Source organism: Comamonas sp. JUb58 (assembly GCF_004364775.1).
Taxonomy (GTDB): domain Bacteria; phylum Pseudomonadota; class Gammaproteobacteria; order Burkholderiales; family Burkholderiaceae_C; genus Comamonas.
This window is the reverse complement of the sequence record NZ_SOAL01000004.1, coordinates 235,083-256,519: the sequence shown is the minus strand read 5'-3', so window position 1 is coordinate 256,519 and position 21,437 is coordinate 235,083. Positions and strand designations below refer to the sequence as shown.

17 protein-coding genes are annotated in these 21,437 nt (G+C 60.9%); 4 read left to right on the top strand and 13 right to left on the bottom strand.

The genetic code is table 11. The annotated features are described in order from the left end of the window. Positions 1–121: 121 nt before the first annotated feature. Positions 122–1,111 (top strand): transcriptional regulator GcvA, encoded by a 990-nt coding sequence (gene gcvA / locus EDF71_RS06090; protein WP_133855699.1) that lies wholly within the window; start codon positions 122–124, stop codon positions 1,109–1,111. A 63-nt stretch (positions 1,112–1,174) separates the two neighbouring features. On the opposite strand, the gene EDF71_RS06085 is transcribed toward gcvA, so the two are convergent. Next, complete coding sequence (locus tag EDF71_RS06085) at positions 1,175–2,095, bottom strand: LysR family transcriptional regulator (protein ID WP_133855698.1); 921 nt, start codon at positions 2,093–2,095, stop codon at positions 1,175–1,177. 90 nt (positions 2,096–2,185) lie between these two features. Here EDF71_RS06085 and EDF71_RS06080 point away from each other — a divergent pair, with 90 nt between their 5' ends. Together EDF71_RS06080 and EDF71_RS06075 are read left to right on the top strand one after the other, a co-directional pair. Then, positions 2,186–2,710, top strand: a complete 525-nt coding sequence (locus EDF71_RS06080) for a GNAT family N-acetyltransferase (protein ID WP_133855697.1) — start codon at positions 2,186–2,188, stop codon at positions 2,708–2,710. A gap of 14 nt (positions 2,711–2,724) precedes the next feature. Then, a complete protein-coding gene (locus EDF71_RS06075; protein ID WP_133855696.1) occupies positions 2,725–3,054 on the top strand; it encodes a DHCW motif cupin fold protein in 330 nt (109 codons plus the stop codon). Between the two features lie 74 nt (positions 3,055–3,128). Here EDF71_RS06075 and EDF71_RS24950 read toward each other — a convergent pair whose 3' ends face one another. The 7 genes from EDF71_RS24950 to EDF71_RS06045 all read right to left on the bottom strand — a co-directional run bounded on the left by EDF71_RS24950 (position 3,129) and on the right by EDF71_RS06045 (position 11,566). Beyond that, positions 3,129–3,269, bottom strand: a complete 141-nt coding sequence (locus tag EDF71_RS24950) for a hypothetical protein (protein ID WP_166656465.1) — start codon at positions 3,267–3,269, stop codon at positions 3,129–3,131. A 221-nt stretch (positions 3,270–3,490) separates the two neighbouring features. After that, positions 3,491–5,347: an IPTL-CTERM sorting domain-containing protein gene (locus EDF71_RS06070; RefSeq protein ID WP_166656464.1), complete on the bottom strand. Its 1,857-nt coding sequence runs from the start codon at positions 5,345–5,347 to the stop codon at positions 3,491–3,493. Positions 5,348–5,733: 386 nt separating this feature from the next. Next, positions 5,734–6,537: a nucleotidyltransferase domain-containing protein gene (locus EDF71_RS06065; protein ID WP_133855694.1), complete on the bottom strand. Its 804-nt coding sequence runs from the start codon at positions 6,535–6,537 to the stop codon at positions 5,734–5,736. A gap of 36 nt (positions 6,538–6,573) precedes the next feature. After that, complete coding sequence (locus tag EDF71_RS06060; RefSeq protein WP_133855693.1) at positions 6,574–9,168, bottom strand: TonB-dependent siderophore receptor; 2,595 nt, start codon at positions 9,166–9,168, stop codon at positions 6,574–6,576. 95 nt (positions 9,169–9,263) lie between these two features. Further along, a complete protein-coding gene (locus EDF71_RS06055; RefSeq protein ID WP_133855692.1) occupies positions 9,264–10,283 on the bottom strand; it encodes a FecR domain-containing protein in 1,020 nt (339 codons plus the stop codon). Positions 10,284–10,287: 4 nt separating this feature from the next. Continuing rightward, the gene (locus EDF71_RS06050) at positions 10,288–10,800 is read right to left on the bottom strand and encodes a sigma-70 family RNA polymerase sigma factor (RefSeq protein WP_166656463.1); all 513 of its coding nucleotides are present in this window, start codon (positions 10,798–10,800) and stop codon (positions 10,288–10,290) included. A gap of 133 nt (positions 10,801–10,933) precedes the next feature. Further along, positions 10,934–11,566 (bottom strand): response regulator transcription factor, encoded by a 633-nt coding sequence (locus tag EDF71_RS06045; protein ID WP_133855691.1) that lies wholly within the window; start codon positions 11,564–11,566, stop codon positions 10,934–10,936. 514 nt (positions 11,567–12,080) lie between these two features. Here EDF71_RS06045 and EDF71_RS06040 point away from each other — a divergent pair. After that, complete coding sequence (locus EDF71_RS06040) at positions 12,081–12,449, top strand: response regulator (protein ID WP_133855690.1); 369 nt, start codon at positions 12,081–12,083, stop codon at positions 12,447–12,449. Positions 12,450–12,651: 202 nt separating this feature from the next. Here EDF71_RS06040 and EDF71_RS06035 read toward each other — a convergent pair whose 3' ends face one another. The 5 genes from EDF71_RS06035 to EDF71_RS06015 all read right to left on the bottom strand — a co-directional run bounded on the left by EDF71_RS06035 (position 12,652) and on the right by EDF71_RS06015 (position 21,016). Beyond that, complete coding sequence (locus EDF71_RS06035) at positions 12,652–13,782, bottom strand: hybrid sensor histidine kinase/response regulator (RefSeq protein WP_133855689.1); 1,131 nt, start codon at positions 13,780–13,782, stop codon at positions 12,652–12,654. Positions 13,783–13,856: 74 nt separating this feature from the next. Further along, on the bottom strand, positions 13,857–14,699 hold the full coding sequence (locus tag EDF71_RS06030; RefSeq protein WP_133855688.1) for a CheR family methyltransferase: 843 nt from the start codon (positions 14,697–14,699) through the stop codon (positions 13,857–13,859). A gap of 6 nt (positions 14,700–14,705) precedes the next feature. Beyond that, complete coding sequence (locus tag EDF71_RS06025; RefSeq protein ID WP_133855687.1) at positions 14,706–18,257, bottom strand: response regulator; 3,552 nt, start codon at positions 18,255–18,257, stop codon at positions 14,706–14,708. Positions 18,258–18,642: 385 nt separating this feature from the next. Further along, positions 18,643–20,193: an Ig domain-containing protein gene (locus tag EDF71_RS06020; RefSeq protein ID WP_133855686.1), complete on the bottom strand. Its 1,551-nt coding sequence runs from the start codon at positions 20,191–20,193 to the stop codon at positions 18,643–18,645. 250 nt (positions 20,194–20,443) lie between these two features. Then, positions 20,444–21,016, bottom strand: coding sequence for a hypothetical protein (locus tag EDF71_RS06015; RefSeq protein ID WP_133855685.1), 573 nt, complete (start codon positions 21,014–21,016; stop codon positions 20,444–20,446). Positions 21,017–21,437: the final 421 nt, after the last annotated feature.

Here is a 21,437-nt window from a genome sequence, read left to right as displayed (position 1 = left end):
AGCCAAAGATGGCCGAACTTTCCACCGGCCCCACAAAGCACTAGGATGGCGGGATTGTTCTCGGTTGTTGGCCGCCTGACAAACGCTTTATTCTTTGCCAGCGTTAAAGAAAATATTTCCCATGAGCCTTTTATCGTCCCTCAACGCGCTGCGCGCTTTTGAAGCCGCTGCCCGCCACCAAAGCTTCTCGGCAGCGGCGGAGGAAATGCATGTCAGCTCGGCAGCGGTAGGGCAGTTGGTGCGCAGCTTGGAGGAGAGCATTGGTGCACCGCTGTTTACCCGTGCCAGCAGTGGCCGGCAGCGGCTGGTACCCAACGCATTGGCACTGTCAGCGCTGCCCGATATACGCGCCGGCTTTGAGCGCCTGCAACTGGGGGCCAGCAAGCTGGCCCAGCCAGTGGCCAATGGGGCCATCAAGCTCACCGTCAGCCCGGCCTTTGCGGCCAAGTGGCTGCTGCCGCGCATCGAGCGCTTTACCGCACAGGTGCCCGATACCGACTTGCTGATGGACACCAGCCAACGCCTGGTGGATTTTGTCGCGCAGCACATCGATGTCGGCGTGCGTTATGGGGCAGGGCGCTGGCCCGGCTTGGTGGCAGACAAGCTGATGGATGAGCTGGTCTTCCCGGTCTGCTCGCCCGCCTATGCCAAAACGCACAAGTTCCAAAAGCCACAAGACCTGCTGCAACACCCCCTCATCCACGACATGACCGGCGAAGGCAGCCAGGACTATGTCCACTGGGCGGCCTGGTTTGCCCATGCGGGTGTGGGCCAGGCCAGCGTCCATCGCGGCCACCGCATCAACAACTCGGCCGCCGTGCTGCAAGCGGCCGTTGATGGCCAGGGCATCGCGCTGGCGCGAAGCGTGATGGCCTGTGACGACGTGACCTCCGGCCGCCTGGTCCGGCTGTTTCCCGACATCGCGGTGCTCTCGCCCCTGGCCTACTACGCGGTTTACCGCGAAGAGGCCGCCGCCAAGCCGGGCCTGCAGGCCTTTTTGGACTGGCTCAAGCACGAGGCATCGATCGACTGCGCGGCGCTCAATACCCTGGCCATACCTAAGACCAAGACAAAGACTAAGGCCAAGCTCAGCAAGCGCGCCTCTGCATAAGGGCGCCCGTTCGGCGCGCGGCCAGGCGATGCCGAGCCTAAAAAAGCGAGTGGTGAGCAGGTCTCAAGGGCTCGCCAGCGCCTTCTGGAGCTGGGCCAGCATCCATTGCTGGCTGGCGCTGCTGGCATGCCTTTGATGGAAGAACACATGGAGGCTGTAGAGGGGCGTACGAAAGGGCGCCGGCAACACTTGCAGCGGCAAGCTGTCGGCGGCCTGCATCGCCAAGCTGCGCGGCAGGGTGGCGAGGTAATCCGTGCTGGCGATGATGACCGGCACGGCGAGCATATGGGGCAGCTCCAAGGCCACATCGCGTGCATGCTTGGCGCGCAGCAAGGCTGCGTCGATCACGCTGGCTTCTGTCTCCCAGGGCAGCACGGCCACGTGGCGCTCCTGCAAATACTGCTCCAGTGCCAGCTTGTCCCGCACCCGGGGGTGGCCCTGGCGGGCCAGCACCACATAGTCCTCTTCATAAAAGCGCAGCGACTCCAGCTCAGGGTGGCTGGTGGCATGCGCGTCGGCAATGCCCAACGCAAAATGCACCCGGCCTGACACCAGCGCGTCCAGCGCATCGCGCCTGCGCACCGGCTCCACCTTGGTGCGAATGCGTGGTGCAGCGGCCTCAATGGCAGCGATAAGGCGCGGCATCACGGCAAAGGCGGTGAAATCGGTCGCGCCAAATACAAAGGTCTGCTTGCTGGTCGATGGCTGGAAGGCGCGCCCCTCTCCCAAACTGTTGGCCAGCAGCCGCAGGCCATCTTGCACACCTTCTGCCAGCTTGTGGGCTCTGGCGGTGGGCTGCATGCCCGCACCTTCGCGGATGAACAGCTCGTCGGCCAGTGCGCCGCGCAAGCGGGCCAACGCATGGCTGCAGGCCGAGGGGCTGATAGACAACTCGGTGGCCGCCGCCACCACGCTGCGGTGCCGGTACAGGGCATCGAACACCAGCAAAAGGTTGAGATCAAGCTGTCGCAGAGCATCATGCATGGTCTGCACTATATGCTGAAGAAAATGCAGTATATGCGCGTTGCAAAAGACCTACCATGTCGGCTTGTCGTTCATTTGTTGCTCTCGTGTATGTCTCAGACCTCTCGTATTCCAAGCTTTCGCAACGCGCAGCCCGCTGATGCTGAGCGCTGCTTCCAGATCGAATCCTCCGCCTATGAGGGGGATGAAGCGGCCACGCTGGCGAAAATCAAAACCCGCATTGCCCAGTACCCCGAAGGCTTTCAGATCATGGAGCTGGATGGCCAGGTCATCGGCTTTATCAACAGTGGTTGCGCCTACGAGGTGGTCATGTCCGATGAGGCGTTCAAGGAACTGGTGGGCCACGACCCGGCTGCCCCCAACGTCGTCATCATGTCCGTCGTGCTGGACCCGGCCTACCAAGGCCAAGGCCACTCTCACACGATGATGTCCGTCTTCGTGCAAGCGATGGCAGCGCGCGGCAAGACCAGCATCCACCTGATGTGCAAGGAGCGCCATGTGGGCCTGTACCAGCGCATGGGCTACCAATATGTGAAGCCATCCCCCTCCGACCACGGCGGCATGTCCTGGCATGAAATGCTCATGCCTTTGACTCCCACCCCTTCGCTTGCTTGAAAAGGACAGCCACCATGCAGATGAAAGACATGGCCTTCGTGACCACCGACTGGTCGGCCATCGAGCCGACCGAGCATTCCGCCCAGGCGGGCCAGGCCTTCTGGCGCACCCAGCGCTTTGGCGATATCCGCGTGCGGATGGTCGAGTACACCCCCGGCTATGTGTCTGACCACTGGTGTGAAAAGGGCCATGTGCTGCTGTGCCTGGAAGGTGAGCTCATCACCGAGCTGGCCGATGGCCGCGTGTTCAACCTCACGCCAGGCATGAGCTACCAGGTGGCCGATAACGCCGAGCCACACCGCTCAACATCCCCCAACGGAGCCAAGCTCTTTATTGTGGATTGAGTCGAGGCTGACAGACCTCTGCCCATCAACCAGGTCCAGCGCGGTGGCGTCAGAACATCTCTTGGAGCAGCGGCTCAGAACCGGAAACGCACAGTCAGCATCACATTGCGTGGCTCGCCATAGGCATTACTCGGGAAGGTGGCCGTGCCGGACAAGGCGTTGTAGCAGGTGTTGTCAAACCGGTCCTGCAGGTCTTTTTGAACTGGCTCAAGCACAAGGCGTCCATCGACTGCGCTGCACTCAAGACCAAGGCCAGCCCTGATACCGAAGCTAAGCTCCGCAAGCGCACATCTGTATAACCGTTGCGAGAAGGGCAACTGGCCCTCCCTCATGCATGTTCAGCGGAGCGACATTGCGCGGAAGGCTCAAGCGAAATAACCAAAAAACGCCAGTCAGCATTTCACTGACTGGCGTTTGTCTGAACGCAGAGCTTGGCTTAGATACCGTGCTTGCGTGCGCGTCCCATGCCGAGCATGGCCAAGCATCCCGCCAGCACCATCAGCGCCCAGGTAGACAGCGATGGAACCGGGGTGGCCACAGGAGCGGCACTGATGCTGATGTCCTTGCTCGCCTTGCTTTCAACGCCAGAGCCGCTGACCAACGACGATCCCGCCTCCGCCGGCTTGCCCTCAGCGGAACAGGTGACCACGGCCCCTTCGGGAATGGCGCCAGGCGATGTCCAGCTGGTGGGCGCGGGGGCTGCTGGCGTGACGATGCTGCAAGCGCCAGGATCTTGGTTGATACCCGCGGGAAGGCCAGAAACGACGCAGCTGGCATCCGCCTGGTCGGCACTGCCTTGGTTGGTGCAGGTGTAGCTGCCCTTGTACGGTAAGCCGACCGTTCCCGTCGATGGCAAACCGCCCAGGTCGACGACGACATTGGGAACACCCACGACCGTGATGTCCCGGGTCGCAGCGTTGTTGAGAAGGTCGCGGTCACCCGCGGTGGTGGTCGTGCCTGTGGTCGTTGTCGTTTTCTTCACATTGGCGGGCGTACCCGCCACTTCACAGGTCACGACAGCGCCTTGCGCAATGCGGTTGCCTGCGGCCCAGGCGCTGTTGTCCGGGCTCACGGTACAAGCCTGGACGCTGAGACCTTCCGGCAGCGGACCGGTGGTGCAGGTCGTCTCGGTCAGCGCATCCGCATTGCCCACGTTTGTGCAGGTAAATGTGCCCTGGTAAGGCACGCCGACGGTGGCATTGGGGGCGATTGCGCTCAGGTCGATGGTCAGATCAGGAGCCACCACGGTCATCGTGACCGTGGACGCCGCACACTTGGCCTGGTTGGGCGCGGCCAGGCACACCTGGTAGCTGAAGGTATCGATGCCGTTGAAGCCCGTGGCAGGCGTGTAGATGAACTTCCCAGGATGGGCGGGGTCAGCGGCAATCGTGCCTCCGTTGGCAGACGATGCCTGCGGCGTGACCGTGTTGCCCGCTGGCACATAGGGATCGTTCGCAGTCAGATCCAGTGCCGCTGAAGGCGTATTGACGCGTGTGCTGGCCGTGTCGTCAGCGGTGGCTGGGGGGTCCTCAAAGACGTTATTGATCTCTGTCGGCACCCAGCTGCCAGGCAATTCGGTTTCTGCCGGCAGTCCAGGCAGCTTTTCTTCACGCACGGCGATGTTGTCCAGCTCAAAGCCAGCGCCCCAGAAGCGAATCTTCTTGATGGCGGTGGAACCGAAGCCTGTCGTGTCCTTCAGCACATAGTTCAGATAGACATAGGGCTCACCACCGTTACCGTCCACGAATGGATTGCCGTTGTACTGGGCTCGGGCGTAGGTGGTGGTGCCGTCTAAGGCCTTCATGGTGAGGTTATCGGGCGAATTCAAAAACGTCATCAGGCCGTCGGTGGTCATCGCCGTCAGCACATTGTCGTTCTCATCGAGCAACTCTACGTTGTTGCCATTGGAGCCTGCGGACCACCAGAACCCGACATAGCGCGCCGGGTTGGTCAAGGTCACCGTCACGCCTTCAGGCGTTCCAGTCGTTCCGGCATTGAGGAAGTTGGAGCCCCCACTGCCCACCGTCGTGCCAGTGCCTGCGCCGCCGTACACATTGGCACTGGCCACATTGGTATTGCCGCCTGCAGCGACTTCATACGATCCGATGGCCCAGTTGCCGGTGGTTTTGTCGCCCAGGGTCTCGCCGTTGAATGTCTCAATGGTGTAAGCCTGGTTATATGACTCTGACCAAGGCAGGGCGCCATCCGGAACCGCGGCATTGAGAGCAGCGTTGCGAACGGGTTGGGAAATATAAAGGCTGAGCTCACTGGCCTGGATATTCCAGGCGCTCATGGCAGTGAGACACGCCACCGCCAAAGACAATTTTTTCATAGATCTTATAAGTTGCTTGAAAAACAAAACACTCCATAGGAGTTTTTTTCTATGGGTTGGAGCGGCTGATTCCCCTCGCACACCAGTAAGCGAGTCGCTCTGTATCGGGGTATTGAGTGAGGTAAGTGCGCGGAACTAGCTTGGCGCTAGGTCCGATGAAGGGAATGTTTGGCCAAAATGGTGTGCCCCTCTGGAGGATCCCTTGGGGGAGCTCCCGGCAAGTGGGAGGACAACTCGAAGCAGCAGATTTTAAAACAAAAATAACATCTACTGACAAAATTTACAAATGTAGAGAAGCTGTGGATGTGCCAGGTTTCAGCCCCGTCGCCTGGAATCCTCGGCTATAGCTATAAGCGGTCCAACTTTCCGGGCGCCAATGCTTTGCTCTGGCTTTGCATCCAGCCCAAGAAAGCATCCAACTGCGCATTGAACACTTCCGCCGATGCGTTAGGTGCCTTGGCCTGCCGCAAAAAGAACGCAGCCTGCTCGGCCATGTCCGGAAAGCGCTCCGAGAAGTACCGCGCATAGTCTTCCAACGACCGGGGCCAGTCGCCGCCCTCGGCAGGGCGCAGCACATTGGTGGCGCGGACCAGTTTTCTGGCGGCTTCCTTTTGCAGCCGCCGGAGGTTCGCCAGGTCCTGCGCCGCAGCGATGCCTGCGATGTAGCCTTGGAGTACCTGCACATAGTCGCCATTGACCGCCCGCGCCACCGCAGCAGATGGCGCAAAGGCCGCAAACTGCAGCCCCAGATCTGCACCATGGATGCAGCGGCATTCGTGCTTGAGCCAGTAGCCCCAGCTATGCAAGTTGGCGGGATGGCGCACATCGGCTAACACGCCGATATCAAAATCGACCTTGCTCACCTCCGGGTGACGCGCCTGCAGCGCCAGGCGTTGCTGCTCCAGCAAAGCGGCTTCGTCGGTTGCCAGTGCCCGGGTCAACACCAAGCTCAGATCCAGGTCAGAGACCCCAGGCGTGGCCGTCGCCCGGGCCACGCTGCCGTAGAGGTAGACGCTGTGCAGCAGCGGGCCCAGCGTCTGCTGCAAGCTGGCCAACGCATCATCGACCAACGCCACGAACGCCGCTTGCAGCGGTGGCGATGGGAATAGGTCAATGGTGCTGGGACAGGTATTGCAGGCTGCGCTGGTCATGCGGGGCAGGATAGCGCAACCGCCTAGCCGTCGGCCTCAGAACTGGTAGCGCGCAGTCAGCATCACATTGCGCGGCTCGCCATAGACATTGCTCGGGAAGGTCGCCGTGCCGGACAAGGCGTTGTAGTAGGTCTTGTCAAACAGGTTGTTGATGTTCAGGCGCAGGTCCAGCTGTGGCGTGGCCTGCCAGCCGATCACCAGGTCGGCAATGGCATAGGCATCCTGGCGGATGTTGAAGGGCACGTTGCTCGTGGTGCCCTTGTTGTAGATACCGCCCTGGCGGTAGACCGTGCCGCCAATGCGCCAGCCCTGCAGGGCGCCGGGCAGGCGGTACATGGTCGAGAGCTTGAACAAATGCCGGGGCGTGTCGGTGTCAAACAGCGCGCCCACATTGGCGGCGGTGGCGTCCTTGCGGTAGCGGGCAATGGCCACGGTGTAGCCGGCACCCAGCTGCCAGTTCGGCGTGATGGCGCCTTGCAGCTCCAGCTCCACGCCCTGGCTGCGCACCTCGCCGGCGGCGGCGTAGCAGGTGGTGGCAGGGTAGCTGGTGCACTGGGTCTGGTCGCTGGCGCGGTAAGCCCGGTTTTGCTGGTCCATGCGGAAGACGGCGGCCGAGGCATTCAAGCTTCCGTTGAAGTACTCACCTTTAACGCCGACCTCATAGTTGCGGCCCACCACCGGGCTCAGCAACTGGTTGTTGGCATCCAGGTAGTTCTGCGGTTTGAAGATATCGGTGTAGCTGGCGTACAGCGCATGCTGGTCGTTCAGGTCGTAGACCAGGCCTGCGTACTTGCTCAGGCGGTGTTCGATCTCGTAGCGGTTGTGGGCGCTGACGGACGGCGTGTTAGCGGCAAAGTTGGGGTAGGTGTTGACGGTGTCCCGGTAGTCAAACCAGTCCACCCGGCCGCCCACGATGAGCTTGAGGCGGTCGGCCAGGTTCAGCCGCGTGGTCGCATACAGGCTTTGCTGGGTCACCTTGGCATCCATCCAGTCGCGCAGCGGGATATGCGGGTTGGCCACGGCGCTGGGGTTAAAGTTGCGCAGATCCAGGTTGCTGTTGAGCACCAGGCCTTGGCGGCTGTTGCCATCAAAGTCGATATGGCGGTAGCTGGCGCCCAGCACCAGCTCATGCTTGCGGCCCAGCAGTGCAAAGGGGCCGTTGGCATACAGGTTGATGCTCGACTGCTTTTCCTCGTGGGCATTGCGCGCGCCCAGCTGGCTGTAGAGGCCGGTGGTCAGGTTGTGGCTCAGGTAGTGGCCTTGCATGTCCACCTCGGCCTGTGCGTAGTAGGCCGACAGGTGCAGGCGCCAGTCATTGTCAAAGCGGTGGTCCAGACCCAGAAAGGCTGAATTTGTGGTCTTGTTCCAGTGCTCCCAGTCATTCGCGTACGACGTGGAGCGGAGCAGACCCAGGTCGCTGCCATCGCTGGCCACCGGCAGGCCGGTAAAGCCGTTGCCATGCAGCTTGCTCTCCTGGTGCTGCGCGCTCAAGGTCAGGGTGGTGCTGGCGGTCAGGTCCTTCTCCACAATGCCGTACAAGGTCTGGCCCTGGCTGCTTTCGCCGCGCTTGTAGCTGCCGTAGTCTTGCGTGGCCGCCACCAAGCGGCCGCGCAGGCTGCCGTCTTCCGACAAGGGGCCGGCGGCATCGAGCTCGGCGCGGTAGCGGTCCCAGCTGCCAGCGCTGACGCTGGCCGATATCTGCCGCTCTTTGGTAGGCCGCTTGCGCACCAGGTTGATGGCCGCCGATGGGTTGCCTGCTCCCTGCGACAAGCCGGTGGCGCCGCGCACAATCTCCACCCGGTCATAAATGGCCATGTCGGTGGCCAGCAGGTCTTGCGACAGGTTGGAGCTGTCCAGGCTTACCGGCAGGCCGTCGTACATGATGTTGTCCACATACATGCCGCGCGCAAAGAACGAGGCGCGCTCAGGCCCAAAGCGCCGGTAGGTCAGGCCGGGCGCCGTCTGCACCACATCATTCACTGTTGCCAGCCCCTGGTCCTGGATGCGCTCGCGGGTGATCACGGTTACTGCCTGCGGCGTCTCGCGCATCGACAGGTTCAGCCGCGTTGCGGTGCTCATGCTGCCCGTTGTGTACGACTGCGTACCCTCGGTGCGGCCATCGCTGCTGCTCAGGCCCGGGGCCGTGCCGGTCACGGTGATCTGCGGCAAGGTGTAGCTGGGCGCTGCATCGGCGCTGGCTGCTGCAGCCGCTGTCGCGCTGACCGTGCTGCCCGTGCCAGTGGCCCGCAGCACATAGGCGCCATTGTCCAGCTGCACCGCCTGCAGGCCCGTGCCCGCCAGCAGCAAGGCAAGCGCTTGCGCCACCGTGTGGCGGCCGCTCAGGCCTGCGGTCTGTTTACCATCGCTTTGCGCTGCGGTAAAGCTCAGCATGGTGTTGGTGCTGCTGGCCAGCTGTCGCAGCGCGGGGGCCAGTGGGCCGGCGGCGATGCGCAGCTCGGCTGCGGTCGTGGCGGCGGTGTTGCTGCCCGTATTGGGGTTCGCTGCGCCGCTCTGCGCGTTCGCCAGGCGGGGCGCGCCAGCGCTCAGGCCCAGTGCCAAGGCCAGGCAGGCCAGCGCGATAGGGGAGGGGTGGGGGCGCCCTGCAAGGTGGGCGGGTGGCAATGTCGGCATGTGGTTCCTCTGGGTGGGCCTGGGCAAATGCAGGTCCCTCATGAGCTAGGTGCCGCGAGCCAGCGAATCGGGCAGTTTGCGCTGCAAATATTTTTTCAAAGCCCGGCTTCTGCCGGCAGCACCGTCACCCAGTAACGGCTGCGCGTGCGTACCTGCACCGGCAACACGCTGGGCAGGGTGGACAGAATGCGGTCGGTATCGCCCAGCGGAAAAACACCCGACAGCCGCAGCCCCGCCACCTGCGGGTCCACCCGCAGCAAGCCAGTGCGGTAGCGGCCCAACTCCGCCAGAAAGTCGTCCAGGCGCTGCTCATCCGCCAATAGCTGGCCCCGCGTCCAGGCCTGCGCTTGCGCGTCGGCTGCGCGGGGTGCGTCGATGGTGCTGCGGCTGAACCGGGTCTGCTCGCCCGCCTGCAGCAAGCGCGTACTGCCAGCGCCATCGCAGCAGCGGATCTCTACCGCGCTCTCCAGCACCGCCACCTCGGTGCGTTCTGCATGCTGGCGCACGGTAAAACGGGTGCCGAGCGAGCGGATGCTGCCCTGCGCCGTCTCCACCACCAAGGGACGTGGGTCGGCGGCGGTGCCCAGTGCATGCGCAGTAGTCACCATGATCTCCCCGGACAGCAGCACCAGGCGGCGCTCCGTGGCCCCAAAGCGCAGGTTCAGCGCGCTGCCGGTGTTCAGCAGCAGCTGCGTGCCATCGTCCAGCGCCAGGCGGCGCTGCTCGCCGGTGGCGCTGCGGTAGTCGGCCACCTGGGCCTGCCAGCTGGCGCTGCGCGATGCGAGTACGCCAGCACCGGTAGCCAGCCCGCCCCACAGCAGCAACCGCGTCGCGCGCCGCCGTGCGGCAGATGCGGGCTGGCCCGCGCCATAGGCGGTCAACGCGGTATAGGCCGGGCGCGGGCCCAAGGCCTTCATGCGGCCGGTGACGGCCTCGATATGCTGCCAGGCTGCTTCATGGTCGGCATGGGCCTGGCGCCAGGCGGTCCACTGCTGCTGTTCTTCAGCGCCCACATCGCCGGACATCAACACCGTCAGCCAGTCCGCCGCCGCATCGGCCGTGGCCCGGCTGATCACCCGGCCGCTGGGCAGGGTCAGGGTAGTGGTAGCAGGCATGGGGTTAGAGGGCAATGGCGAACAGGCATTCGCGGTTGGCCCGGGCTAGGTACTGCTTGACCGAGCTGGTGGAGACCGCCAGCTTGTCAGCAATCTCGGCATAGCTCAGCTCGCCCAGGTGGGCCAGCAAAAAGGCTTCGCGTACCTTGGCTGGCAGGCCGTCCAGCACCCGGTCAATCTCTTGCAGGCTTTGTATCGCTATCAGCTGGGTCTCGGGCGACGGGGCCAGCGCCTCGGGCAGGCAGGCCAGCGCTTCCAGGTAGGCGGTCTCCAGCAGCTGGCGGCGGTGCCGGTGGGCGATCAGCCGCTTGGCAATGGTGGCCAGAAAAGGCCGGGGCTCGCGGATCGCCTCTGCCGGGGTGCTGCGGTCCAGCAGGCTAACGAAAGTGTCCTGCGCCAGGTCGGCCGCTACAAAGCTATCGCCGATACGCCTGCGCAGCCAACCCTGCAACCAGGTGCTGTGCGCGGCATAGAGGCCACCCAGGTCATTGGCGATGGGGAGATCCGGGGAGGGCATGCGCGCAGAATCAAGCAGATTAAATGAGAATTAATCGCATTTTATGCATGCTGGCAAGGCTGCGTGACGCAAAGGGCCAAGGCGCAAACAACAACGCCACCCGAAGGTGGCGTGTGTTGCTAGAGATGGTCGATCAGCTGATCAACCCATTCTTCAGCGCGTAGTAGGTCAGGTCGCTGTTGGAGTTCAGGGTCATCTTCTCCATCAAGCGGGTGCGGTAGGTGCTCACGGTCTTGACGCTCAGCGACAGCTGCTCGGCCACATTGCTGGCGGTTTCGCCCTGGGCGAGCTTCAGGAAGACCTGGAACTCGCGCTCCGACAGGTGCTCGTGCGGTGGGGCGTCGTCCTTGCGGCCCAGCTGCTGGGCCAGCAGGTTGGCAACCATCGGGGTCAGGTAGCGCTTGCCCAGTGAGATGGTGCGGATCGCTTCCACGATTTCGCTCGGATCACATTCCTTGTTCAAGTAGCCGTTTACACCCTGGCGGATCAGGTTGATCGCGTAATGCTCAGCCGGGTAGCCGCTCAGGATCAGGATGCCCATATCCGGCTCCTTGGCGCGCAGCATGGTCAGTGCGTCAATACCGCTTTGACCTGGCATGGACAGATCCATGACCAGCACGTCAATCGATTCATTGCGCACCAGATCAATGGCTTCGCGGCCATTGGATGCTTCTCCCACGACGCGGATATCTACGAAATCCGCGAGAAACTGCTTGAGGCCAGAGCGAACGATGGCGTGGTCATCGACAAGTCCTACGTTGATCATTGGTCTTCCTTGGTAGCGGCAGCCCAGCTTTGCCAGACATGCCCACTGTCTTTTTTAAAACGAAACTAGCGGAACTTGCAGGTGAGGCCTATCGGGCCTCGGTAATCACCCCTGCGCACATTGCATAACATTTATTATTAAAAGCGCGATTATCTAATTGCTGATTGCAAACTATCTCATTTCATTTATAAAATTCTTGATGTGGCTCAAGTTGTGGACCCGCCTCAATGGTTGGTAATTGCCTTGGCCACAAGCCTCAATGGCGTAGTGATCAGTTTAACGATGGTTTGCAAAATGTTTGTGGGTGGGGTAGGACGGCCGCTGTCAGAGTAGGACTACAAATCTGCAAAGCCCTTATTTGAGCGTCAACTGCTAGCATGGAATCTAGCTCATTCGCCGATGTGGTATATTCCATCGGCATAAAAAGAAAATGTCCTACAAGGATAAATTCCCTCATGCAAATCTCGGGCTGCAATAGTTTCTATTGCAATAATCTTTTATTATTGGATTTGCAATGAGAATAGTCTATATAGAAGACAACGACGAGTTACGAGAGACGATTGGCTGCCTCATGGAAGGGCCCGGCCGCATCGTGACTTGTTGTGCCAATGCAGAAGAAGCGCTGCAGCTTGATGCCCAGGCGCCGTTTGATCTGGTGGTCACCGATGTCAGCTTGCCTGGCCAGTCAGGCACCGACCTTGCCCAGACCCTGCTCAAAGCCGCGCCGCAGCGTTGGATTGTGCTGTGCTCCGGTTACGACCTGGGCCACTACCCCTCACAGTGGGGCCCCCATGTGCGCACCCTGCTCAAGCCTTTTGAGATTGAAGACCTGGAAGACCTGCTCGGCCAGATCGAGACCCAGCGCGCAGCGACCTTGCAGTAAGCGCTGGGTTTACACCCCGCTAAATGCAAAGAAGGACGGTTTGACCGTCCTTCTGCTTTTTGGGACCACCGGGGCATATCAGAACCCCAATCCATAAAAACTATAGCGTTAAGGATCCTCTGCATAACCCTCACCAAACGGGATGGGCGCGGATCGCGCGAGCCCGCGTTCAGACCACGGCAGGGAATTTTGCAGAGGGTCCTTACAGCATGGCCTGGCGGTTTTGCGCCAAGGGCTGGCGCGGCAGGCGGATCTCGAAGCGGGTCTGTCCCTCGGCCGATTGCACCTGGATGCTGCCGCCATGCGCTTGGGCAATCTGCTGCGCAATGTAGAGTCCCAGGCCCAGGCCTTCGCTTTGGCCCGGCTGGCGCTCGCCACCGCGAAAGGGCTTGAAAAGATCGGGCAGCAGGGCGGAAGGAATCGTGCCGCCGTTCTCGATGGTCAGCCGCACCCCACCCGGTTGGCTGCCGTCCAGGCGCACGCTGATCGGCGCATCAGCGGCGCCATGCTTCACCGCATTGCCCAGGATATTGCTGACCACCTGTGCCAGGCGCTCGCCGTCCCAGCGGCCCTGGGTGTCGCCCTCGGTCTGGTAGTGCAGCACGCGCTCCAAGCTGCACTGGCGTGCGTCTTCCACAGCGGCCTCGCACAGGCGGGCCAGGTCCATGTCGGCCAGGGTCAGGCGCAGGCCACCAGCCTGGCGGATGCGGGTGATGTCGAGCAAATCTTCCACCATGCGGGCCATGCGTTGGCTGTTGCCCAGCACACGTTCGGCCAGCTCTTCATTCTTGCTGGCATCGGTTTGGCGCTTGAGCAAGGTCGCGGCCATCTTGATGGTCTGCAAGGGATTGCGCAGGTCGTGGCTGAGCACGGCCATGAACATCTCGTTCACCCGCAGGGCCTCGGTGCGCTCCTGCAGCTGCTGAGCCAGTTCCTGCTTGCGGCGGTGCAGCTCAAAAAAGATGTTGACCTTGGCGGTCAGCATGTCCGGGTCGATGGGCTTGTACAGAAAATCCACGGCGCCGCTTTCGTAGCCCTGGAACTGCCAGTTTTGCTCATGCGTGCCCGCAGTCATGAAGATCAGCGGGATATGGCGCGTGCGCTCGCTGCCACGGATCAGCGCGGCCAGGTCAAACCCGTTCATCTCCGGCATCTGCACATCCAGCAGGGCCAGGGCGATGTCGTTGTGCTGCAGCAGCAGCTCCAGCGCCTCGCGTGCCGAATGGGCCTTGAGGAACTGCACGCCGTCGCGCTGAAGCAGGGCCTCCAGGGCCACCAGGTTCTGCGGAATGTCGTCAACGATGAGGCATTTGATGCCGTCTATGGTCTTCATGGAGCTACAAGTCAAAAGCTAGGCCCGCGGTGCGCTGTATGTACATCAACACCAGTTGGGCGGATATTCTTTAATTATTCGATGTTGGATTTCTTTTGGTATATTTTTTCAACAGTCGCTACATCTTCAAATGCGGATGTCTGGTTGGAAAATCGCAAAGATTCCTTCATGCCCAAACCCAGAAAACCGCGATGGCATAAAGACTGCTTGAACAGCCCAAAGGCCCGGTTCTGCAGATCCGAATCAAAATAGATAAGGACGTTGCGGCAGGATATCAAGTGCATTTCTGCAAATACGCTGTCGGTCGCCAGGCTGTGGTCGGCAAATACTACATTTTTGCGCAGCTCTTTGTCCAGCACAATGTGGCCGTAATGGGCGGTGTAATAATCAGCCAGCGAGTGTTTGCCACCGGCTTTCAGATAATTCTCTGAAAACGATTCCGCCCGCTCTATCGCAAATATGCCTTGCTCGGCCACGCGCAGCGCCTGCGAGTTGATGTCGGTCGCATAGATCAGGCTGCGCTCCAGCAGGCCTTCCTCGTGCAGCAGGATGGCCAGCGAGTACACCTCTTCACCCGTGCTGCAGCCGGCCACCCAGATCTTGAGCGAGGGGTAGGTGCGCAAGAGCGGCACCACCTCGCGGCGCAGCGCTGCAAAATACGCCGGGTCGCGAAACATATCGCTGACTTGCACCGTCAGATAACCCAAGAGCGCGGTGAACGCCGAGGGGTCATGCATGATCCGGTCCTGCAATTGGGACAGGGTTTTGCAGCCAAAGGAGACCAGCGCCGCCTCCAACCCGCGTTTGATCGAGCCCTGCGCGTAGCCGCGAAAATCATAGTGGTAACGGTAATAAATACCGTCGAGCAGCAGGCGCTGCTCAATCTCGGCAATCTCGGCCTTCTTGCGTAATGGCATGGGGCTTTATTTAGGCATCCAGACGCGCACCAGGGACAGCAGTTTTTCTACGTCCAGCGGCTTGGCGATGTAATCGTTGGCACCGGCGGCCAGGCATTTTTCCTGGTCGTCCTTCATGGCCTTGGCGGTCAGCGCAATGATGGGCAGGCGCTTCAACGGCGCGCGGCCGCGAATCTCGCGCATGGCGGTATACCCATCCATCTCCGGCATCATGATGTCCATCAGCACCAGGTCCACGCCATGGTCCTCCTGGTCCAGCACTTCCAGCGCTTCGCGGCCATTGCGGGCAATCGCCACCGCAATGCCGGTGGGCTCCAGAATGCTGGTCAGCGCAAACACATTGCGCACATCGTCTTCCACCACCAGCACCTTGCGGCCTTCCAGCGCGGCCTCGCGGCTGCGGGCCTGGGCCAGCATTTGCTGGTGTTCGGGCGACAGGCGCGATTCCACCTGGTGCAGGAACAGGGTCACCTCGTCGAGCAGCCGCTCGGGTGAGCGTGCATCCTTGATGATGATCGAGTGCGAGAAGCGGCGCAGCTGCGTCTCCTCGTCGCGCGACAGCGCGCGGCCGGTGTAGACGATCACCGGCGGGAAGGACACGCCATCTTGCTCCGACATGCGTTCGAGCAGCGCAAAACCGCTCATGTCCGGCAGGTTCAGGTCCATGATCATGCAGTCATAGGTGCCCTGGGCCAGGTACTCCAGCGCCTGGGTAGCCGTGGCGGCGCAGACCACATCCACATCGCTGTTGCCCAGCAGGCTGTGCACGCTGTCGCGCTGGCGCTCGTCGTCTTCCACCAGCAGCACGCGGTGGATGTTCTGGGTGAACTTGGCTTCCAGGCGCTTCAAGGCCTGGGCCAGTTCCTCGCGCTGCACCGGCTTCAAGGCATAGCCCAGCGCGCCGCGCACCAGCGCCTCTTGCGAGTAATCGGCCACCGACACGATGTGCACGGGGATGTGGCGCGTGCTCGGGTTGCGCTTGAGCTGGTCCAGCACACCCAGGCCCGAGAAGTCGGGCAGGTTGATGTCCAGCACAATCGCATTCGGCAAAAACTGCACGGCTGCGGACAAGCCATCGGCCGCATTGCGCGCTACTTGGCAGCTAAAGCCCATCTCGCGTGCCAGCTCCTGCAGGATGTCGGCAAAACGCGGGTCGTCCTCCACCACCAGCAGGTGGCGGCCCTGGATGATGGTGGGCAACTCCAGCTCAGTGGCTGCTGCGGTGGCGGCGGTGGCCAAGGCAGCGGCTTCGGCCTGGGTGGTTGCCGTAGCGGTTGCGGTGGCCGCATCAGCCGTAGCCACAGCCGTGTTCGACTGCATCGGCGCCATGGCGCGGGGCGCAGCGGCTGGTGGAATAGTCTTGACGGGCGAGCTCAATGGCGCGGGCTGCACGGCGCGCAGCGCGTCAGCAGCCTTGGGCGCCATCGGCACCTCGGCGGCCGGCGCAGCGGCTTGCACCAGCGGCATATGAAAGCTGAACACGCTGCCCTGGCCGGGGGTGCTCTGCACGGTAATCTGGCCGCCCAGTAACTGCGCCAAATCGCGCGCAATCGACAGGCCCAGGCCCGTGCCGCCGTACTTGCGGTGGGTGCTGCCATCGGCCTGCTGGAAGGCATCAAATATCAGCTGCTGCTGGTGATCGGGGATGCCAATGCCCGTGTCATGCACCGCGAAAGTGAGGGTACCGGGCTGGCTTTGCGACAGCTGCAGGTTCACGCTGCCGCGCTCGGTGAATTTGATCGCGTTGGACAGCAGGTTCTTCAAAATCTGGCCCAGGCGCAGGCTGTCGGTCTGGGCGTAGGCGGGCACACCGGGGGCGATATGGCAGGTCAGCGCCAGGCCCTTTTGCTGGGCCAGTGGGCGCAGCGGTTCAATCAGCGACTGCATCGCAGTGCTCAGGTTCACCGGCTCCAGCACCACATTGGCCTGGCCCGCTTCAATCTTGGCCAAGTCCAGAATGTCGTTGATCAGGGCCAGCAAATCATTGCCGGCGGCATAAATGGTCTGCGCGTATTTGACCTGTTCACCCGTCAGATTGCCCAGCTTGTTGTCGCCCAGCAGCTTGGCCAGGATCAGGGTGGAGTTCAGCGGCGTGCGCAGCTCATGGCTCATATTGGCCAGGAACTCGCTTTTGTACTGGCTGGCCACTTCCAGCTCGCGGGCCTTGTCGGTCAGCGCATCCTTGGCGCGCAGCAGCTGCTCGCGCTGGTGTTCCAGCTTTTGGGTCTGCTCTTCCAGGTACACATTGGTCTGCTCCAGCTCCTGCTGCTGCTGCTCCATCTGCGCCTGCGAGCGCTGCAGCGCCTGGCTTTGCTGCTCCAGCTCTTCATTGCTGGCACGCATCTCTTCTTGCTGCACCGTCAGCTCTTCAGCCTGCTGGCGGGTTTCTTCCAGCAGATTCTCCAGGCGCGAGCGGTCCAGCGCCGAGCGCACGGCCACGGCCAGAATGGTGGATGCGCCTTCCAGCAAATCCAGCTCCGGCTGGGTCACCGGGCGGGCAAAGCCCAGCTCGATCAGCGCATGCACCTTGCCGTTTTCCACGGCCGGGGCCAGCACCAGCTCCAGCGGCTGCGATTCGCCGGTGCTGGAAGTGATCTTCAAGTGGCCCTGGTTCAGACCGCCCACCTTCAGCAGCTTGCCGTTGCGCAGCACCTGGCCGGCCAGGCCTTCGCCCGCCAGCAGGTGCGCTTGCAGCGCATCCTTGGGCAGCGCATAGCCGCCAAACAGCTGGTAGCGGTCATCCATGCCATGGCGCGCATAGCCGGCACCCACGCGGGCGCCCAGATAGGTGGCCAGGTAATCGAGTGAGCGGGCGCCCACTTCTTCCAGGCGGTGATCGCCTTGCAAGCTTTGGTTCAAACCGGCCAGGCCGTCAGACACCCAGGCCTGGCGCGCCTTGGCGCGGAACTCGCGCATCGACACCGCGGCCGACGCCAACACCAGCAGCAGCATCACCAGCGAGCCGCCCCACGTGATGTAGGTGGAGGTAACGGCCGCCTGCTCCCAGGCCCGGCGGCGCAGATCCAGCTCGTTGTTTTGCAGCAGGTACAGGTCGGCCACCTCATTGTTGAGGTTGTCCATCACCTGCTTGCCCTTGTCGGTGCGCACCAAGGCCAGCGCCTCATCGCCCCGGCCGGCCTGCTTGAGGTCGATGGTGGCCTCCAGCTCCGCCAGCTTCTGGTGGGCCAGCGTATCGATGGCCTGCACGCGCTCCTGGCGCAGCGGCGCATTGTCATTGCTGGCAGCCAGCCCGCGCAACTGGCCCTCCAGCGCATCCTGCGCGCGGCGGTAGGGCTGCAGGTAGGCTGGGTCACCGGTCAGCAAAAAGCCGCGTTGCCCGGTTTCTGCATCTTTGAGCGATGCTGAGAACTCATTGAGCTGGCGCATCGCCGCCGTCATGCGGCCAATGCTGGTTACCGCCTGGGCGCGTACATCGGCCGAGTACACATTGACGATGGCGATAACCAGTGCAGCAATGGCGGCGGCAGCAAACCCCAGCAGCATGGGCAGCGGCAAAGGGAAAAGACTGCGCGACTGCGTGGAAGGGGATTGGGGCATGGGTGGAGGGCGGGTGTAGGAGCGAGGTGCAGAACAAAAAATACGCGTGGGCAAGCGCGCAAATTGTACTTGTACCATTGTTTACAAAGATGTAAGTGAGCTCCTACAGGCCCTGTGGCAGGCTGTCTCGGTGTTGATGCGTTGGTCAGGCTGAGCCACTGGCACTGACGCCAAGTAAAAAAAGGCCCGCACAATGCGGGCCCAAGGGGTTGGCTTCCTAAGAAGCACTTCCTCCCTCCAGAGGAATCGTTAATAAAATTACGCTGTTAAAAACAGCTACGCGTTGTTTTTATCCGGAATGGCTTCTGGGCCTTTCAGCATTGGACCCCATGCCTGCGCTGCGATGGACTGGGGTCAGACACCTTCAGAGGCAGCATGCCCATGCTCAGGGTGGTGTGACGACGGGGGGGGGACATGCGGTTCCAGTGCTCGTTACCCTAAAGGTCACTTCACGGGTCACTACATTGGCCGAATTCCTGGCAGTCACGAACATGCGATAAGTCCCCACCTGTCTGCAGGTCAGAGGCGCTCCCGACGCTATACGGCCAATTGATCCTTGGCTGACCACCTGCATCCAGCCTGGTGCCCCCTCCAGCGTCCAGGTCACGTTGCTACCAGTGGCCGAGAACGAATAGGTATAGGAGCTTCCCACCTCCACCGATGTGATTTCGCAGGGCGCGTCTGACGACCCGGTGCAGCCGTTGATGGTGAAGGCGACTGGGTTGTCCGGCAGATTACCGACGATGGTCAACACCAAGGTCTTGCGTGCGGTGGCGCCGTTGGCATCACGCACATTCACTACGACGGTATAGGCGCCGGGCTTCTGCACATTGGGCGTGCCTGAGATCAGTCCGTCAGAGCCCAGGCTCAGGCCTGTTGGCAAGATGGAATTGGTGGACCACAGAAACGGTGCAACGCCGCCTTCAGCGATCAAGGCATGGGTGTAAGGCTCGGCGTTCTGCACCGTCAGGGCCAGTTCCGAATCAGGGATGGTCAAGGCACTGGAGGCAATCGCATGCACCACTGGAATCACCGCATACTGGGTGATCGGGTCCTGGAGACCGTTGGCAACGTCGTTGTCAGCGCGATCGACCGTCAATCGCAGCAACAAGGAGCCCGATGCAGGACCGCTGGCCACCGAGAACTGACCGATGCCATTGACGGTGCTGAGCTGCATCGACCCGCTATGGGTCTGTCCGCCCACCATGAGCCTAGCGCCGTCTGATGCCGCATTGGGAACTATGCTGACCTGTAGGTTGGTCATCCCCGTGCTACTGACAGGCTGGTGATTGTCATTCTTGAGGATGGCCTGCACCCCCACGCTGTTGGGCAGGTTGTTGAGGTTGTCACGCGAGCCTACATAGGCGGTCTGCTTTGTCAAGGTGACCGTAGCGGGGGTCGCAGAGCCCCCGCCGCCCACCCGCACGGTGGCGCGGTCGGTGTATATCTGTTTGTCGCGGGGGTCGCTCACGCTGCACTGCACCGTCACATCACCGATGATGTCACGCGAGATGATGTGGAATGAAGCGCCACCCGCATTCGATCCCAGAGAAATGTTGCGGTAGGCGCCAGGAACCTTGACGGTCTCGCCCCTGATGATTACATCCTGCGTGTTTTCACTCTTACCGTCCAGGTAATACAGTGCGCCCGAGTTGAGACCCGAGATGATATTGCATGCAAAGGCACCATTCTCTTGGTTAGGAATGGGGCCGTGGCCGGCACGGGCCTGGATGTAAATAGTGGACATGTAGGGGTAGAAGTCCCCATTTCCGTAACCGGGCAAGCTTGAAGCGATATTCACGGGGACTGATGCTTTGGACGCCGTGAGCTTGATGCTGTATTGGCGGGATGTGTCGCCGGCACTGCCGCCACCACCGCCACAGGCCGCTAACAAAAGCGGTGCACATATTAACAAACCATTCAATAATTTTTTCATATATCTCCTGACGTTATCCAATAGCGCGATTGTTTACTCGCGGCTATTGGCCTGATAACCAAGTGCATAAACAGAGGCGCGCTGTGCACCAGCATTTTTATCGGTGCTCAAATTTCTTTGAAAACAGCTTGATGTTAAAAATGAGCGTATATGGAACGCGTCTTTGTGATTGTTAATGCATGTGAAAATATGCTTGATCCGTATTTGTAGACGTCAAATTTTATTTTTAAGATGACTGCTTGGGCAGTGCTTACCGAATGGTCATGGCGTTATGAAGCGTATAAGGCTGGCAGCCTGCTTTATGAACTTGCGCGTTCAGGACGGAAAAACCTGCAGGCAATGGTGAGCCGGTGCAGACGGTGTAGGTCTGGCCCTTGCTGGGGTAGGTCACCACTTGATTCACGTAGGCGCTGGAGTTGTGTGTACCGCAGGCGTCGCCATAGGCGTACTGCTGGATCACCCATCCAGCGCGTAGCGGCTGTGTACTGCCGCAAATGGCATAGGTGTTGCCGGGCACCAAGCGCACGATCCGGAAAGCATTGAAGCCGTACTGAGCGGCGTTTCCGCAACCGCCAACCGTTGCTTTGCCGGTAGCAGCCCAGCCGTGTGGAATGGCGCCACCCGAGCGGCAAACATAGTCAGTATGGGTGGCTGCAGCGTTGCGCAAGCTCGATACGTTCTCTACGTTAAAAAACTCCTCGTCCACTTGCAGGTGCTCAATATCTAATTCCAGTTCAGGCTGGATCTGCGCATGGGCCGTTGTGGTAACAAGGCCTAAGGCAGCCAACGCCAAGGTGGTAGCCAGCATCTTCGTGTTCAACACGGTTTCTCCTCATTCTTTTCGCAGAAGCAAGTCATTCACCATCGACGAATGACCCGATGCATCGGAGATATCCGGTGCATGAGGAGGAATTCTATGGCTTATTGGGCTTTTTAATCGATTGCCAACTATTGATGTAATCAATAATAATATTAATGATAGGCTTTACCGCTGCATTGAGGCCTGGCGCTGAATGCCTAGACATGGAAGCTCTGAAAGTGTTGGTTTTTGGGCTGTTGGCCTCTGGAGAGTTATGAGGCTGGTTAGCGAAGAGAAATAATTTTTTTACGTCGGATCTGAGGTATCTCAATAACAAACAATTTTAAAATCTTACATTGGTTGTAATTTCAGACAATAGTATTTGTTATTGGTAATTGTTTATTGATATTTCTAAGGTGAGAAAAGTGGTTTTTTGGGGAGTTTG